The 15,842-nt window shown below is 53.7% G+C and carries 15 protein-coding genes and 1 pseudogene; 7 read left to right on the forward strand and 9 right to left on the reverse strand.

Annotation, left to right across the window (positions count from 1 at the left end):
- The first annotated feature begins 66 nt into the window (after positions 1 to 66).
- A complete protein-coding gene (locus HG15A2_RS11690) occupies positions 67 to 1,401 on the forward strand; it encodes a hypothetical protein (RefSeq protein ID WP_145060424.1) in 1,335 nt (444 codons plus the stop codon).
- A gap of 155 nt (positions 1,402 to 1,556) precedes the next feature.
- Here the strand turns inward: HG15A2_RS11690 and HG15A2_RS11695 are convergent, their stop codons facing one another.
- Positions 1,557 to 2,438 (reverse strand): transporter, encoded by an 882-nt coding sequence (locus HG15A2_RS11695; RefSeq protein ID WP_145060425.1) that lies wholly within the window; start codon positions 2,436 to 2,438, stop codon positions 1,557 to 1,559.
- Between the two features lie 47 nt (positions 2,439 to 2,485).
- On the opposite strand from HG15A2_RS11695, the gene HG15A2_RS11700 reads away from it, so the two are divergent.
- The gene (locus tag HG15A2_RS11700) at positions 2,486 to 2,725 is read left to right on the forward strand and encodes a hypothetical protein (RefSeq protein WP_145060426.1); all 240 of its coding nucleotides are present in this window, start codon (positions 2,486 to 2,488) and stop codon (positions 2,723 to 2,725) included.
- Between the two features lie 79 nt (positions 2,726 to 2,804).
- Here HG15A2_RS11700 and HG15A2_RS11705 read toward each other — a convergent pair whose 3' ends face one another.
- On the reverse strand, positions 2,805 to 3,320 hold the full coding sequence (locus HG15A2_RS11705; RefSeq protein ID WP_218932525.1) for a transposase family protein: 516 nt from the start codon (positions 3,318 to 3,320) through the stop codon (positions 2,805 to 2,807).
- Between the two features lie 194 nt (positions 3,321 to 3,514).
- Between HG15A2_RS11705 and HG15A2_RS11710 the strand changes: the two genes are divergently transcribed.
- Positions 3,515 to 4,111 (forward strand): HdeD family acid-resistance protein, encoded by a 597-nt coding sequence (locus HG15A2_RS11710; RefSeq protein ID WP_145060428.1) that lies wholly within the window; start codon positions 3,515 to 3,517, stop codon positions 4,109 to 4,111.
- Here the strand turns inward: HG15A2_RS11710 and HG15A2_RS24560 are convergent.
- Positions 4,095 to 4,424: pseudogene (locus tag HG15A2_RS24560) on the reverse strand (integrase core domain-containing protein); the annotation flags it as partial. The gene HG15A2_RS11710 and the pseudogene HG15A2_RS24560 sit on opposite strands and share 17 nt — an antisense overlap.
- A gap of 334 nt (positions 4,425 to 4,758) precedes the next feature.
- On the opposite strand from HG15A2_RS24560, the gene HG15A2_RS11725 reads away from it, so the two are divergent.
- From HG15A2_RS11725 to tnpA, 4 genes are all read left to right on the forward strand, one after another.
- The gene (locus tag HG15A2_RS11725; protein ID WP_145060430.1) at positions 4,759 to 5,919 is read left to right on the forward strand and encodes a formylglycine-generating enzyme family protein; all 1,161 of its coding nucleotides are present in this window, start codon (positions 4,759 to 4,761) and stop codon (positions 5,917 to 5,919) included.
- A 206-nt stretch (positions 5,920 to 6,125) separates the two neighbouring features.
- Complete coding sequence (locus tag HG15A2_RS11730; RefSeq protein ID WP_145060431.1) at positions 6,126 to 7,202, forward strand: 3-keto-disaccharide hydrolase; 1,077 nt, start codon at positions 6,126 to 6,128, stop codon at positions 7,200 to 7,202.
- Positions 7,203 to 7,427: 225 nt separating this feature from the next.
- Entirely contained in the window at positions 7,428 to 8,897 is a 1,470-nt protein-coding gene (locus HG15A2_RS11735) for a sulfatase (protein ID WP_145060432.1), read from the forward strand.
- Positions 8,898 to 9,237: 340 nt separating this feature from the next.
- Positions 9,238 to 9,672 carry an IS200/IS605 family transposase gene (tnpA, locus tag HG15A2_RS11740; RefSeq protein ID WP_145060433.1) on the forward strand — a complete coding sequence of 145 codons (435 nt, stop codon included), beginning with the start codon at positions 9,238 to 9,240 and terminating at the stop codon, positions 9,670 to 9,672.
- Between the two features lie 40 nt (positions 9,673 to 9,712).
- Here the strand turns inward: tnpA and HG15A2_RS23970 are convergent, their stop codons facing one another.
- The 6 genes from HG15A2_RS23970 to HG15A2_RS11765 form a co-directional block, all read right to left on the reverse strand.
- Positions 9,713 to 9,853, reverse strand: coding sequence for a hypothetical protein (locus HG15A2_RS23970; protein WP_218932527.1), 141 nt, complete (start codon positions 9,851 to 9,853; stop codon positions 9,713 to 9,715).
- A 9-nt stretch (positions 9,854 to 9,862) separates the two neighbouring features.
- The gene (locus tag HG15A2_RS11745) at positions 9,863 to 10,081 is read right to left on the reverse strand and encodes a hypothetical protein (RefSeq protein ID WP_145060434.1); all 219 of its coding nucleotides are present in this window, start codon (positions 10,079 to 10,081) and stop codon (positions 9,863 to 9,865) included.
- Positions 10,082 to 10,100: 19 nt separating this feature from the next.
- On the reverse strand, positions 10,101 to 10,361 hold the full coding sequence (locus HG15A2_RS11750) for a helix-turn-helix domain-containing protein (protein ID WP_145060435.1): 261 nt from the start codon (positions 10,359 to 10,361) through the stop codon (positions 10,101 to 10,103).
- 334 nt (positions 10,362 to 10,695) lie between these two features.
- Positions 10,696 to 12,201 (reverse strand): DUF1254 domain-containing protein, encoded by a 1,506-nt coding sequence (locus HG15A2_RS11755; RefSeq protein WP_145060436.1) that lies wholly within the window; start codon positions 12,199 to 12,201, stop codon positions 10,696 to 10,698.
- A 39-nt stretch (positions 12,202 to 12,240) separates the two neighbouring features.
- Positions 12,241 to 13,773: a DUF1254 domain-containing protein gene (locus tag HG15A2_RS11760; RefSeq protein WP_145060437.1), complete on the reverse strand. Its 1,533-nt coding sequence runs from the start codon at positions 13,771 to 13,773 to the stop codon at positions 12,241 to 12,243.
- Positions 13,774 to 13,878: 105 nt separating this feature from the next.
- Positions 13,879 to 15,321, reverse strand: coding sequence for a DUF1254 domain-containing protein (locus tag HG15A2_RS11765; RefSeq protein WP_145060438.1), 1,443 nt, complete (start codon positions 15,319 to 15,321; stop codon positions 13,879 to 13,881).
- Positions 15,322 to 15,842 lie beyond the last annotated feature (521 nt).

Genomic DNA, 15,842 nt, shown 5'->3' on the forward strand with positions numbered 1-15,842 from the left:
AGACTGAAATAAAAACGGGGATAGATAGCTGGGGAAGAACATTCTACTGAACGCTTCATGTCTTAGATGGTATCAAAAAACGAACAGCAATCGACCGGCTTCCAGTTTGCGCTGGGTCTGCGCGTCGGTGGTTTTTCGTCGCTGCAATTTGCCAAGGCGAGATGGGGATTGGTTAGCAAGGTTGTGGTGACGACACTCATGTTTTGTGCGGTCGCGCATGGGAGCGACTTTGAGCAGGAGAAACAAGATGTTGGAGATTTGGCAGAACGGGTTTTGGCTCTAGAGCAGCAGCAAGAATTACTGCTGCCGCTTGAGAATCAGCCTGTAGCGATGCCACCTCCTCAGGTACCCGAGTCCTCATTATCTATTGGCGGGGCAATCCGGCTGAACTATGGCTGGCGAGATTATAGTGAACAAGACTCAGACAAAGTGGGCGATTTCGGTTTCGAGTTATTCCGCTTAGATGCGGATGCCGAGTACGGGGATCTTGGCATGTCAGTCCAGTATCGATGGTATGGTCCTTTCGAGGCCGTCCATCATGCCTACTTTAGCTATGAACTTTCACCCGAGTGGGAAGCTCAGTTTGGGATCCACCAAGTCCCCTTTGGTATCCTGCCCTATGCCTCCCACAGCTTCTGGTTCAACGCAACTTACTACTTGGGTTTCGAAGATGATTATGACACCGGCTTGAAATTCTTGTATGACAGTGGGCCTTGGGATATGCAGTTGGCCTTTTACAAAAACCCCGAGTACATCGATTCAAGTCGAGCAGGACGTTACTCTTTTGATCTCGTGACAAGTGACCAGCAGGCAAACGAAGAGACTAATCAGTTTAATGCCCGGTTGGCTTACGACTGGGAATTAGGTTGTGGCGTAACAAACAATCTTGGCGTTTCTGTTGAAGGAGGTCAGATTTACAACACGATCACTGAAAAAATGGGAGATCGATTTGCCTACGCACTTCATGACAATCTCACCTATGGCGACTGGAACTTTCAGCTGCAGTGGATCAACTATCAATATCACCCCGAAAATCCCCCGGGTGTTGACACGGATACCATTCAGGTGGCGGCATTTCAGTTCCCCTTCCTAATCGCGACTGACGCCGACGTGGCAACCATCAACCTTGCTCGGACCTTCTCCGTCGATTTTCGTCTCATTGACACAATCACTTGCTACTCGGACTTCAGCAAAGTGTATCCCAGCACACCAGACTCTCACAGTTCGACACAACTTGTCCTCGGTTGCCTACTGGCCGCCCAGGAGCGACTCTTTGTCTATGTAGATTGGATTGCTGGACAAAACATGTGGTTTGCGGGCGGACCTGGTGTCGGTTTAAATCGACCTGAATCAGGCGAATGGCAATCGCGCTTGAACATCAACTTCGGCTTGTATTTCTGACACACGTGTATCTCAAGGGGTAAGATACTAAAGTACCTCACACTTCGCTTGGTTCAAGAAACAGAGGTGAAGGTCACTGGGCCGCTGGATAGAAGATTCTTTTTTGCAGACATGGAAAAGACGGTCAACACGCGTGAGCCAAGGTGTTTTGCCGGTCAGAACCTATACCCTCCGCCAACTCCGGTGAAGAAGTCGTCTGAATCTCCCGAGAGTCCGACGCCTGCGCGAAAATCGATGACGAAGTCATCAGTCACGTAGTGGTCGATACCGATGTTAAAGATGGACACGACGATCTCGTCTTCTAGTCCATCTGAGTAGAGTCCGTACCACTCTATGTACATAGAGTTAGTTGCAGAGAGTTCCATTCCGAGTACTGCTGACTGGCTCAAGACATTAAAGTTTTCCTGCGTCGGCAGATCTGGGATGAGCCCAAAGTCGCCATTGCCGTTTTGTGCATAGCCGGTTGATCCGGCGAACGTGACTCCCTCGGTAAGCTCCCATTGGTAGATGTAATCAAGGCCAAACTCAACTCCTCCAGTCGAATAGGCCTCACCTCCAGTGGGAGCCGTACCACGTACTTCTAGAGCGCTAGTTGGTAGTAGGCTTTCTTCGAGTTGTCGCGTCATTTGCAACTTGATCGAGTAGCGAAGATCCTCTGAGCCACTTTCATCGGGACTAACATCGATGAATTGCCAAACGTAGTTCCAACGGAGTCGCACCTCGATATCTTCGCTGATGCCGTAACGCAGTAGCATCTCCGGGCCGGTGTGCGAATCTTCGATCTCCCCTTCGGCATCGTTGTAGAAGTAGGAATAGCCACTTTCAATCTGGAAGATGCCACGCCCAACCGTCACAGCCGACTGCGTAAAATCGTGGCGTTCAGTCTCAATTCGCTCATCCCAAGGGTTACGTTGGCAACGGTCGCACTTTGAGAAATCATCACTGAACTCGAACCATTGACCGTGTGATGTTGCCGAACACAGAAACACGAGTCCCAGGAATATGAAATGCTGACTGATGCCGTTTCGATTCCGCATATTGATCTCATAAATGCGTGGAATGTTTGTAACGCCGCAACAGGAGAATGGAACGTCACATTCATCCAGTTGAATCGGACGCTATTAAGCCCCAGAAGGAGTATTTCTGGCTCAACTCGGTCATTCCGAACAACCGGCAGGGGTTTCCAGCGATGTACGATCGCCAATTGCTCGAAGAAGGACTACCGTATCATCCGATTGAAGAGCAGAGTTGGGGCAACAAGATCGCAAACACAGCGCTTGCCGATGACTTCGATGGCTACATTCGACGCGAGCTGACAGCCTAACACCGGAAATAGGAAGCTGACATCCTGGCGGCCAATGATTCGAGAGCGATCACCAGTAATTGAAGCAGGCGATAAGACATCAGTTGTTCAAGATACCCACGTCTCTGAGTAATAGGTCGACTCGGTAAGCATACTTCTTGGTGTTGGCTGGAACGGCCATCTGGCTGAGCACGTAACCGCTGGATTGGTCGAACAGGCTCAGCGGTTGGAGACTGCGACCATGCTCGTCTAGTGTGCTGCAGAGCGTCTTGCCATCGATGGCTAAAGGGGCGATCTCGTTTGCTTCCATCGGTGTGTGTTGCGTAACCCAGCCTCGCAAAATCTCTTCGAGCAGCTCGGGGTTGATCTTGATCATCAGATCACGAAATGCGCCGCATGTGGCCGGTGTTCGGTGGTAGCCCAGCAAGTACCAGACCTCGCGTACTTGGACGTGAATCCACCCGGAAATGTCTTTGTAACCTCGTGTGCCGCACAATACGGCACAGACAACAGTGGCCAGCACGGCCTCAAGAGAGTGGCGCCTTCTATTGGCCCCATGCGGGTCGGGAAACTGCTGCAATTGGTCGGGCAAACTCCCCGTGTGAGCGGTATTCAAGGTGAAACCTCCGTGAGAGCATGAACTTAGGGTGATCCTCTCTAGAGCTCTTCCGCACCAGAGAAGGCCTGGGTTCAATAACTGGCCGGCTCTGACTAAGAAACGGCATTTCTTGACTTTGGATTTTGTGTCAATGAGAATGGGGGGGGCCTTCATCCGTTAGTCTTGCCACATGAAACTTGGAGCATAACCTCATGCCAGCATCACCAATTACATCAGACTTATCCACTTTGCGCGATTCTTGGGGATGGATTCTAGTCATGGGGATTCTCATGATCTTGGGAGGCCTCGCAGCAATCGCAACACCGTTTTTTGCCACGGTTGGGGTTGTCACGTTTCTGGGAATCATGATTCTAGCAGCGGGTGTCGCGCAGATAGTAAGTGCCTTTCAATGCAAAGCGTGGAAGGGTGTGCTACTTAGTACTTTGGTAGGAATCTTGTATCTCGTAACCGGATTTCTAATCCTGGAGAATCCCATTAAGGGTGCTGCAGGCCTAACCCTACTGCTGGCTTTGTTCTTCCTGACAAGTGGCATTTTTCGGATTGTCATATCATTGCAAGAGCGATTCCCCGGATGGGGATGGACTTTGTTGAGTGGTTCGGTAACAGTCCTGCTTGGTTTGATTGTTTGGCGTCAATTCCCGGAGGTGGCGTTGTGGATAGTGGGGCTTTTGCTCGGCATCGAATTCGTTTTCAATGGATGGATGTGGGTAATGTTGGCCTTCGCATTTAAGCAAATCCCCGAGGAAACGTCAGGCAGCGATAGTACGCAAGCTAGCCTGACCAGCTGACCTTCACCCCAACTTGAGTCCAGTTGGATTGTGAATCTGCGAATCCCTGCGGCGTCTGGCCACCCAGGCTGCTGTGCGGCCGGGCTTGTTTGTAGTCGATTCTCTGAGCTTCTACCTTGTCGGATGCGTCTAGCAAGTTCAAAAACCAATGCTGGTTCTAGCACTTTTGTCGAACGCGACCGTTGAACGATTCAACAAACGCGTTGTCTGTAGGCTTTCCCGGTCGACTGAAGTCCAGGGTTGCCTTGTTGAAGTAGGCCCACTAGTCGAGCGACTTCGAGCTGAACTCCGGTCCATTGTCGATACGAATTGACAACTACGCAGATTGGCAGCCACTTGTTTGGTGATGAGCATAATTGGTAAATTGAGCTTGCACAGAGACAATGCAGCTTCAAGGGAACGGGAGAGTTATCTTGCGTTTTTGTGCAACTGGAATTATTCTCGAAATGCGTTAGCATCAATTCCGGCTAACCGTTTCCAAATCCCGTAGTACAAGCCTCTTAACACAGGCTTGTCAGTTGCCATGAGCAGGCCGACGTAGTGCAGTGGCCTCTCCATGCCTTGTTACCACAGCAACGGCCCAATTTCACGGATCGCTCCGGCAATTCATTCCAGCCCAGCTCCCCTTTAGCAAACAGCGAGTTCTCGTGTCCGTTCAGCTTTTGAGAAAACTATCTTGGATATTGCCTCTGGCTTGTGCGTGCGTGTGCTGCGTTGCTAAGGAACCGACGCCTAGTGACGTCAATGCGACTGAAGCGTACTCAACAATCATCCCTGGCTCTGCAGTCTCATTCGAGATGGTGCCCATTGCCGGTGGTGAGTTTCAGATCGGAAGTCCTGCGAGCGAGCCGGGGCATCAGGACGATGAAAGTCCGCAAGTCACAATTCGTGTAAAACCGTTTTGGATGGGTAAGCATGAAGTCACTTGGGCGGAATATCACCTGTTCATGGAGCTGTGCAATATCTTCGAACGGTTTAATGACGCAGGGATTCGCCAAGTCACTTCGGACAACCAGATCGATGCGGTCACCGCACCTTCGAAGCTCTATGAACCGAGCTTCACTTACGATAGTGGCGACGATCCACAGCAGCCAGCCGTATCGATGACTCAGTATGCGGCCAAACAGTACACGAAGTGGTTGAGTTTGCTGACGGGCACTTTCTACCGACTTCCCACCGAAGCAGAGTGGGAATACGCTTGCCGCGCGGGAACGGCCAGCGCCTTTTCATTTGGAGATGACCCCAACTTGCTCACAGAATATGCTTGGTACTACGAGAATGCCGAAGACGACTACGCGACCTCGCGAGTGGGACTGCACGAGCCCAACTCTTGGGGTCTCTATAACATGCACGGAAATGTTTCCGAGTGGGTTCTCGATCAATACGACCCGGAGCACTACGCCAAATTTGCTGGACGGACGGTCGATGCCGGCGATTTCATCAACTGGCCGACCAAGCTTTTTCCGCTCGTACTCCGTGGGGGATCTTGGTCCACGGAATCCGCGGCTGAGTGTCGGTCTGCTGCACGCCGCCAATCTGGCGATGAAGAAGAGTGGAAGAGCAACGACCCCAATACTCCGAAGAGCCCCTGGTGGTTTGCCAGTGACTATGGCCAGACGGTTGGGTTTCGCATTGTTCGGCCAGTAGTACCACCCCCACGTGCGGAGTGGGAAAAGTACTGGGAGGCAGACCTAGAACAAATCGTCAAACACGTCGACCGACGCATCGACAAAGAGGGACGTGGCGAGCGTGGGCTCGTTGATCCCCAGCTGCCGGAGGCCATCAAGCAGCAAGAGCAGGCTCGGTGACTCCCCAGGGCAACCTGCATTGGTTAGACTAGAGCCGCAGTGCTGATCGCTGAGGAATACCTTTACGAGTGATTGCCCGATTGCGTTTCTCGGACGATTTTGGACGAACCAACTGCCCAGCAACGAACGCGTCGTTAGCCTTGTTGAGTCGAGCTAACAAATCACGAGACCATTGAAGACATTTTGAAAATTGGAAGGCGATACTTATGAGACACGCACAGAGTTTGCAGACTTGGGAAAACGGTTGCTCTCGACGTCGAGCGAGGTTGCTGTTGATTGCCATGATTGGGACGTTGATGTGGCACCCGGAGCCCGCGTGCGCTGTCATTCAGTTTCAAAAAGTGTTTTTGAGCGAATACATCGAAGAACATCCCGACGAAGAGTTTGCCAAGTTCGCCAAGCGAAAAGCCCGTTGCTACGTGTGTCATCAGGGCAAAGGGAACAAACATAACAACGTCTACGGCGAGCAGCTGGCAAGGCTGTTGGACCACAAAGAGGACAAGAAGAACGACGCGAAAATCACCGCAGCGCTTCGCAAGGTAGGCGAGCTTCCTTTAGATCCGTCCGACCCAAAAAGCGAAACGTTTGCCCAGCGAATAGCCGCCAGCAAATTGCCCGCTGGTGAATTGGAAGACCTTAAAAAGCCATGGGGCGTCCCCCTCTTCGATGGCAAGTCGCTAGCTGGCTGGATGGGCGCTACTGACGCCTATGAAGTTCGCGAGGGAGTTCTAACCAGTGTGCCAGGCCAGTCGGGGAACCTCTACACAGAATCCGAGCATGCCGATTTTGTTCTGCTTTTCGAGTTTCGGCTTACTCCGGGCGCTAACAATGGCATCGGAATCCGCACACCATCCAAAGGGGATGCAGCTTACATGGGGATCGAGTTGCAAGTGCTGGACAATACTGCTGAGAAGTACGCCGATCTCAAGCCGTATCAGTTCCACGGCTCAGCCTATGGGATTGCACCGGCCGAACGAGGGCATCTCAAACCGGTGGGTGAGTGGAACTCCCAGGAAATCCGTTGCGAAGGGAGCAAGATTGAGGTCGTACTCAATAAGCATGTGATTCTGGACATCGATCTCGACGAGGTCGCACCCAATGGTAAAGCGATTGACGGTAAGGAGCATGCTGGTCTGAGTCGAAAAACCGGTCACATCGGCTTGCTTGGCCACGGTGACGTGGTGGAGTATCGCAAATTTGAAATTCAGGATCTCTCCCCTGAAAAGAAGCTTGGGTCCAGTATGGCCGAAGAGAAAAAGTTCAAGGGCGAACGGACTGAATGATGGCATTCGTCGTTAATCAAGGTGGTGTGCGTCAACCTCCGCACATTCATTTTTAGGGTATGCCTCTGCTGGTAGTCGACCTTCACTCCAGCTGGACTTAAGTAGGGATGAAGGTCAAATCCCCAGATACTCTCACAAAGACTGGTGCATAGGTTCGGGAAAGGCCAATCGAACTGACGAACGGCGAAGGATATCCATAAGATGTCCTGACAAGAAGGGCACAACATGTTTTCTAGAAGCCGGTTTGTTCTTAAAAAGATCATGGCATTGATTCGCACTGTATCGATTGTTCTGATCGCTTTTGTCGTCTTGAGTACGGCAAAAACGTTTGCCCGACCAAATGTGTTATTTATCTCGGTCGATGACATGAACGACTGGGTAGGTTTCCTAGAAGGCCACCCCCAGGTCAAGACTCCTAACATGGACCGATTGGCCAAGCGGGGAGTTGTCTTTTCCAACGCTCACTGTGCCGCGCCACTCTGCGGCCCTTCGCGGGCGGCTGTTTTTAGCGGAAGGCAACCGTTTAACACTGGCGTGGTCAACAACCAGCAGCAGATTCGCAAGCTACATCCGAGTCTTGTGCTGCTGCCACTACACTTTCATGCGCAGGGGTACCGCACCTTAGGCGGTGGAAAGTTGATGCATCGCAAGTTTGCCGATATGTATGACGAGGTATTTTTTACCGAGCAGCGTTGGAGTCCGTACGCCAGTAAGAAGCCACAATCTCTTCAGCAAAATTCGCGCCTAGTGATGCGTCCGCTGAACGGCATGCCCAATGACCGGCAACGGGTCCAACCAGGGAAATTCAGCTCGTTCGATTGGGGAGCCGTCCCAGTGCAAGATGATGAGACGGGCGACGGTAAAGTAACCAACTGGGCCGCGGAGTATTTGCGCAACGAAGCTAACCCGAAGAAGCCTTTTTTTCTGGCGACTGGATTCTATCGACCACACATTCCACTTTACGCACCGCGAAAATACTTCGAACTCTATCCCGTCGACTCCACGATCGTTCCGAAAGTTCCGTCCAGCGATTTGGACGACGTTGGCAGCGAAGCCATAGCCTTGGCCCATTCCATCCAAACCGGAGGTTTGCATGAGAGCGTTCTCCAGCATGGGCAATGGAAGGACGCCGTGGTGGCCTACTTGGCTTGCATTTCGTTTGTCGATACGCAGATTGGTAAATTACTTGACGCTCTAGACAGTGGGCCTTGCGCAGAAAACACCATCGTGATTCTGTGGAGCGATCATGGTTGGCATCTCGGGGAAAAGGAACATTGGGGCAAGACCACTGGGTGGGAACGATCCACTCGGGTGCCGCTGGTGATTGTGCCCGCCAAGGCGGACTCTGCCAGTTACAAGATCGGTAGCCATTGTGAAGAGGCAGTCGGGCTAATCGATCTGTACCCGACATTGATCGAAATGTGTGCCTTGTCGTCGAAGGCAGGACTGGACGGCGTTTCGCTAGTCTCCCAATTGTCCGATCCGGAGACCAAAACGACTCGCGTTGTCGTTACGACTGTCGACGAAGGTATCTTTTCAGTGCGTGATAAACGCTGGCGGCTGATTCATTACGCCGACGGTTCTGAAGAGTTATACGACGAACATAAGGACCCCCAGGAATGGAAGAACTTGGCAGGGGATGAGCGTTTTGCCGCTGTCAGAGAGCGGCTTGGCAACTCGCTACCTATCGAATGAACTAAACGGTTTAGAGTTTGAGTCGCTACAGAACTCAACGTCATAGTTTGACATGACAGGATCAGCAACGAATGTACCGTAGCTAGCCATGCGGTGTTGTACTAGAAAGAACTTGTGGCGTAATATTGCCGCAAACGATTCCAGCTTGCAGAAGGCTAGAAGATCGCCGTGAGTTGAGTTCATCGGCTTCTTCCTGTTGTAAGCTTGAGAGCTGCAGGATGCCTAATTCATTCCCGTAAACCACCAGCTTTGCCGGTGCGTATCCAATGGGCTCCGCCCTTCCCGGAGTATAAAAACGGATCCTTCCGAGTAAGGCCCCTGGGGGGCAGAAGGATCCGTAATAAAGGGCTGGCGCAGCCAATCCCATGTAAAGTGGGACTGCAAGTATCATATTGTGATTGTACCAAAGTATAGGAGACGCAAGTTTTACGGTAGTTTGCGGGTGGAGATTGGGAAGATTCTCCGCCAGGTTTGTCAGCAGAAGGAAGTGGAACTGGTCGAGGCCAAAGCGATGCCTGACCATGTCCATCTTCTGTTGAGCATTCCACCGATGGTTAGCATTGCCAATACGGTGGTGTTTTTGAAGGGCAAGAGTGCGATTCGGATCAATCGTGACCTTGAGAAAGTGAAAGGCAGCTTGTACGGACGTTCGTTTTGGTCACGCGGTTACTGCGTGAGCACGGTGGGGCTGGATGAAGTGATGATCAAGGAGTACATCCAGAACCAGGAGAAACACGAGCGTGACGGCGAGCGTGGATTGTTTGACCTCGAATAATCCCTAACCAACAGGGCCCCTTTTAGGGGCCTTCCTCATACTACCGGCTCTGCCGGTAGTTACTGATTGAATCAGTGAGAAGGTTCATTGCTTGACCGACGTAAGCCTCAACATCCTCAGGGCTGGCCGTCGGTTCGGCAAACCCGGCCTCGGCCGGCCGCCCATCGAGTTGCGGCGCCATCTCGCTATATCAGATTGCCCGCTTGTTCTTGAGGTAGCGCTGCGTGGCCGCCGCCTTGTCAATCTTCCGCGTGAGCTGATGCTCCAGCTCGGCCCCCAAACTGTCTGGATCGGTAGGAGGCGGGAGCTCTCCCTCACGCGTCTGCCGGCGGCAGGTCCTCAGCGTGCTCATCGCCGTGTCATCGGCGCTGACAGTCCCTTTGCGCATCCCCAGGAGTCGGACCAGCATCGATTCGCTGCTTTAACTGTTATTGTTCGACAGAGCTAAGTAGAGCCGGCTTACCACGACCGGGCTTGTCCCTGAGGTTTGCGATTCCCTCGGCGTTATATCGCTGCACCCAATGGTGACAAACGCGGCGAGAACTAGTCAACGACCGGGCAATCACTGGAGCCGTATAACCTTCCAAGGCCAAAACCACCATCTGCAGCCGCTTTGACCGTTTTACATCGGACTCGAAGCGAGCCAATCGCTTCAGTTCCGCCAAACTCAAATGAGGTTCTACTTCCATGCCAAGCTCCTGGTCCAAGTATGTCAGCAGCCAGTATGAGACGCAAAATCGGATCGCGCAATAGCACGGGGGGAATGCGCGCTGAGATTATTTGAGATGCGTATGAGACCACCGTAGGGTGATGATCGCCAAAACGAAACTCGCTGAGGTGTTTCCCTGACGCGAACACTTCATGCGATTGGGCGGACTCGTTCGCTGCTGAAAATGATGCAACCGACCGCAGATTCAGCGCCGCCATAACGCATTTTTCATGTAAGAGCTACCCACAGGGGGGCGCTTGGTTATACTCTCGGAATCCGTCTTCCGGCCTTGATCCTAGTGGATCGAGTCGCCGTCAATCTACCAACTCAATCTCGCCTGGTCGCCAGGTCTTGTTGATCCATGGCTCCAGCGGACCGTACATCCGCAAGATCGTAAACCAGCTCTTGCCCGGAATCGTTTCTAGCCAATTGCTTTCCTTTCCGTCGGGAGCTTTCGGGCCAAAATAGACGTCGTAGGAGCCGTCCTCGTTCTTCTGGAAGCCCTCACTCTGACTGCCGACGGTGGGAAATGTCTGACTGGTTTGAAGCAGTGAGCGCGTCTGCGTGTCGTAGATGGTGACTGCCCAGAAGTTGTTGATGGGAACGTTGGGCGGTAGATGGAGCTTGTAGGTCTTCGAGCCATCGAAGGCGTTCTTGTTGGCATCCAGATAGGCCAGCGCGTAGTCGGACCCGGCTCCGGGGTGGGTCGTTGCCATGGCGGGCGTGACGCCGGTCGCATTGAAATAAAACAGGACCCGTGCATCCAGGTTCATGGTGCCGTCCGCTTCGAACGAAGTGTTCTTATTGGCGTAGGCTGTCGTCCAAGAGCTATCGGTGTCGGGGTAGATGAAGACGCCGCCGATGCGCGGTTGATAGGTAATGGCGCGGGCGGTAGCGTTGCCAAGATTCGCGGCTTCGTTGAGCAGCTTCTTCATGCGGGCATCTGGGCTAAACGGCTTGCCCTTGACGATGCCGATGGCCGCCAGCTGACCTCGCATCTCTGGGCCGATCGCATCGATGGGTTCGACCTGCACAAGATCGTTAAGATCTTCGAAAAAGCTGAAGTCTCGGGCGACGATGGTACTGTAGCTCTTGCCCGAAAAGTTGATGAACTCGGTCGCCGGAGGATTGTTTGCTTTAGCGAGCGGGTAGATATTCAACTTCGACTTGATATTCGCCACGGCTGGGTCCAGCCCCTTCGCGATCGAGCCACGCAGGAACATCAGATTGTTGTACGTGGGTAGCTTGACTATGAAATACCCTTCGGGTTCGTCTCCGGTGTAGCCCGGAGGAAGCAGCAAATACTTGCCACCCTTGCCTTTGTCCGGGCCGATCACGCCAAGATTGCTGACAAAACGGAACCAGGCATCGTCGAGGAATCCGAGCATGCCCGGCGGGAGTTCGACAACCAAAGGTCCGTCGGTCTTCAAGTCGAGGTAGTTCACGGCATACAGAGTCGACGTGTTTCCGGTTAGGTAGAGCGACTCCGATTTGAGCAGCTGCTCGCTGATCGGGACGATGTTGGATGCGGTTGCCCCGATGCTAGCGTTGCCCTTGCGCATGGCATTGAGTGAACCCGCGCCGGAATGGTTCAGGTAGACTTCAACGCCCCGTATTCGATCAAGGTTGTCGTAAAGCTTGTCGATGGTGGCATCGTTCGGCACGCCGTCGAAGAACTCCAGTTCGCCGATCGCCGTCTCGACCTTGTCGGGGATGGCGATGGCATTCATGGCTTCCTTTGGAAGCTGGGCGAATACGGACCCGCTGCCGATCACGGCGAGTGCGCCGATGAGGGCTAGAGTAACGATGTTCGGTTTCATAATTTCCTGTGAAGGGTGTTTGGTTCTTTGTTCTTCAGGTCATTTCACGAGTTCGATGTCTCCGGGTCTCCAGGTCTTGTCGAACCATGGTTCGAGTGGGCCGTAGAGACGGAAGCAAGCGAACCAGCCCTTGCCGGGCACAGTGGCGACCCAGTTGGCTTCCTTGCCGTCGGGAGCTTTGGGGCCAAAGTAGAGATCGACCGAGCCATCGGCGTTTTCGACAAGTTCGTCACCCGTGTTGTTCTTGCTGGGGAAGGGCTGGCTGGTCTGGAGTTCGGAGCGTGTCTGCGGATCGTAAACGACGATCGACCAGAAATTCTTGGCCGGGGCGTTCGCCGGAATGTGAAGCTTGTAGTTCTTCGAGCCGTCAAACGATTCCCCATCCTTGTCGACAAACACGAGCGCGTACTGCGAGCCCTTGCCGACCATCTTCATGGCCATCGCCGGTGTATTCACCGTGGCGAGGTAGAAGAAAAAGGTGCGGGCATCGAGATCACGGCCTGCAAGACCGTCGCCCCCGAGCCAGCGATAGTCGCCGCCGATAAAGCCGCTCGTCCATTGGCGGTCTTTGAAGATTTTCGAGCGTGGATCGCGGTTGCGGAAAGCGATCGCGCGGGCGGTGCCGTTGGCAATCGCAACTCCGTCGGTAAGGATTTTCTTCATCCGCTCGTCTGGGGCGAATTCCTTGCCTTTGACGATGCCGATGGAGGCGGCGATGCCGCGAAGTTCCGGGTCAATGAAGTCGATGGGTTCCCGCTGGATGACGTGGTTCAGTTCTTCGTAGAACTCGTAGGTGTTGGCGTGGATCGTGTTAAAGACTTCTTTCGAGCAGCTGATGAACTCCATGGCCGGAGGATTGTCGGCCTTGCTCAGAGGGTAGATTTTCACCCCGTCCTTGAACATTTTCACCGCGGCGTCTGGTTTCCCGTCGACGAGGAACCCGCGAAGAGGCATCCAGTTCGCATAGCTCCGTGAGTGAGCGACGTAGTAATCGCCTCCGTCTTTTTTGTCCTTGGGCACTTCACCCTCATAGCCGGGAGGCACGATGAGATACTTGCCGCCTTCGCCCCGATCGGGACCAGGCAATCCCATATCGATGACGAAGCGGAAGAAGGCATCATCACAGGTGCCCGGTCCGCAACCGGGCGGGATTTCGACCACTGTTGGCCCATCTTTTTCCAGATCGAGCATGCCGAAGCAATAGACGGTATCTGTGTTGCCGGTGAGGAACAGCGGATTGGAATCCATCAATTCCTTGAAAATGAGCACCTGGTTGCATTCGGTGGCGCCCTGAGAGATATGACCCTGGCGAATCCCTTCGAGGGATGTAGCTGGAACAAAATTGAGGAAGGCCTCGAACGCGCGTAGCGTGTCGAGGTGGTCGTAGAGCTTCTGCGTGGTTTCGGCATCGGGGATGCCATCGGCGAAGTTGAGCGTTCCGATGCTGGTCTCGACCTTGTCGGGCGTCATGATTTCGGCAGGGATCTTTTCGTTGAAGCCCGGTGTGTTCTGCGCGAAGGCAGTACCGCATGTCAGGGCGAGGGCGGCCGCTATTGTGGTTGCAGCTTTCATGGGGTGGGTTCTGGTTTCGTTCTAAATTAGGTGGTTGAAATTCGTTGCTGTATGCGTGGGCCGATTCGAGTAATCCGGCACGCGTGGTTCAGAAATGAGGGGAGATTATTTTACCTTCACGATTCCCGGTGGCTTCCAACTGCCCATACCCGGAGGTAGCACGGAGGGGGCTTCGGTCTTCGGCCAATAGAGGCGCATCACCAGATAGACGGTGTCGTCAGGTGCTGGGAGCCAGTTGGCTTCCAGGTCGCCGCCAGGATTGTCTTTCTGGATGTAAAGGGTGAGAGATCCGTCCTCTCCCTTCTTCATGTTCGGAATCATCGGTGAGTTGATGAGGTAGCGGTCGATCGGGTTTTCGATCAGATACTGGGTCTTGCCATCATACATGGTGACCGACCAGAAAGCGTTCACCGGCGGGTATTGGCCCGCAGGGAAGGTGATGGTGTAGTTGTTCTTGCTGCAATCGAGGGTCTCGTCCTTGTCGTCCACGCGGGTCAGCGGGTAGACGGCCTCGACGGCGCTGTTGCCATAGAGACCTGCTTTGGCGGTGCCGGAGCGCATGAGCCAGTTGCCGTTGTAGTGCGCTTCGTCTCCCGGAAGGGATCCAACCTGCCAGCCATTGATGTCGGTCATGCCCGAGGCCAAGTAGGTGCTGATTTTTTCGTCACCGGCTTTCATTCCTTCGACGATGGCTTTTTGGTGATCCGGCGAAAGATCCTTGATATCGAAGGTCTTGCCGGGGCCAATGCCGATGGTTGCGAGCTTGGCGCGGATGTCCTTATCCCTGTCAGTTTCCGGAACATATTCCAGCGCGGCGTCGAGGTAGCTCCAGAAATTCTCCTTGATGCCGGCGGTGGTAGCCGGACTGAAGTCGATCACCGGGGCGGCGGCAGGCGCAGGTTGCTTGAGGAAGTCCGAAAGCGGCTCCACCTGGTAGCCGCCCTGGACCTTGATCACATTCGGCATGTCTTCGGGGGCGAAGAGCTGGGTGCGGTAAGCGACAAGGGAGAAGGGCGTGGTGGAAGTGAAAACTTTCTTAATGCCTTCGGGCTTCTCGCCGTTCCAATCGGGGCCGACCACCATGTAGCTGCCGGGATCGTTGCCGGTGGCACGGCTGCCAATGTAGCCGTAGTTGTAAGTATTGCCGTCGCACATCATGACAGCGTAGTAGCGTTCCTTTTCGACCGCAGGCACGGTCAGGACGACCGGTTCGGCGCGCAGGTCGAGCCAGGTGAATGAATAGGGAGTGTCGCTATTTGGTGTGATGACAGCGGTGTCCTTGTAAGTGTACACCCGCGGCTCATTCTTGAGCTGGTTGAAGGGTGCCTTGAACTGGCTGCCGCCCTTGTCGATGGCATATTCGTACATCACCGCGTAGTTCATCACGATCGGCAGGCCGTAGATGAAGCCTTCTTCGGCGAGGATTTTGATTTCCTCCGGGGAGAGAGCCGTCGATATTTCGGCGGTCTTAGCGCTCACTTGGCTACACGCGGTGAACGTGAGCGCGACGGCTGCGAGAGCAGCGTAGGCGATGGTGTATGGTTTCATGCTAGGCTCGAGAGGATGATGGACAGTTAGCTGATTCAAGTTCACTCGTTTGGTTTCACCAGTCGATCTATGGCGGCTTCCGGCAGTCAACTTAAGGTTCATGATGAGTACGAGATCGCCTGCAGGCAATATGTTCTGGGGGATAGGGAACCGCCGGCGCAGGGATATAGAGTATAGCTCCCTTTTCTCGCTACAGACATTACCGCCTCCCCACCAGAATCTGTGGGCAGATTCCAACGGATTCAGAGGTTTCGGACTGTGTATGCTGGGATTCCAGTGGTTTTTCGTCGTTTCCAATCTGAGGCGCAGATCTCGAACGAGGTCAAAGCACGCGAAATAGATAGTCATTGGTAAACGGTGCGCGAGGGGCGGACCCCTTCTGTCGAGCCTAAGCTGAGGCCGGAATATCAAAATGATGTCACTCCATACCCACAGATTTTGGTGAGGAACCAGAAACGGAGGGTAGCTATCGTCGTGATCTCGCTACCGCGGCTGGTTGACGGTCTCCCGAAAGACGTATC

The sequence above is a fragment of the Adhaeretor mobilis genome (assembly GCF_007741515.1).
Classification (GTDB): domain Bacteria; phylum Planctomycetota; class Planctomycetia; order Pirellulales; family Lacipirellulaceae; genus Adhaeretor; species Adhaeretor mobilis.

Coding starts and splice junctions, on each gene's coding strand:
- HG15A2_RS11690 (WP_145060424.1), top strand. CDS start 67: ATGGTATCAAAAAACGAACAGCAATCGACCGGCTTCCAGTTTGCGCTG.
- HG15A2_RS11695 (WP_145060425.1), bottom strand. CDS start 2,438: ATGCGGAATCGAAACGGCATCAGTCAGCATTTCATATTCCTGGGACTC.
- HG15A2_RS11700 (WP_145060426.1), top strand. CDS start 2,486: ATGGAACGTCACATTCATCCAGTTGAATCGGACGCTATTAAGCCCCAG.
- HG15A2_RS11710 (WP_145060428.1), top strand. CDS start 3,515: ATGCCAGCATCACCAATTACATCAGACTTATCCACTTTGCGCGATTCT.
- HG15A2_RS11730 (WP_145060431.1), top strand. CDS start 6,126: ATGAGACACGCACAGAGTTTGCAGACTTGGGAAAACGGTTGCTCTCGA.
- HG15A2_RS11735 (WP_145060432.1), top strand. CDS start 7,428: ATGTTTTCTAGAAGCCGGTTTGTTCTTAAAAAGATCATGGCATTGATT.
- HG15A2_RS23970 (WP_218932527.1), bottom strand. CDS start 9,853: ATGGCGCCGCAACTCGATGGGCGGCCGGCCGAGGCCGGGTTTGCCGAA.
- HG15A2_RS11745 (WP_145060434.1), bottom strand. CDS start 10,081: ATGCTGGTCCGACTCCTGGGGATGCGCAAAGGGACTGTCAGCGCCGAT.
- HG15A2_RS11750 (WP_145060435.1), bottom strand. CDS start 10,361: ATGGAAGTAGAACCTCATTTGAGTTTGGCGGAACTGAAGCGATTGGCT.
- HG15A2_RS11755 (WP_145060436.1), bottom strand. CDS start 12,201: ATGAAACCGAACATCGTTACTCTAGCCCTCATCGGCGCACTCGCCGTG.
- HG15A2_RS11760 (WP_145060437.1), bottom strand. CDS start 13,773: ATGAAAGCTGCAACCACAATAGCGGCCGCCCTCGCCCTGACATGCGGT.
- HG15A2_RS11765 (WP_145060438.1), bottom strand. CDS start 15,321: ATGAAACCATACACCATCGCCTACGCTGCTCTCGCAGCCGTCGCGCTC.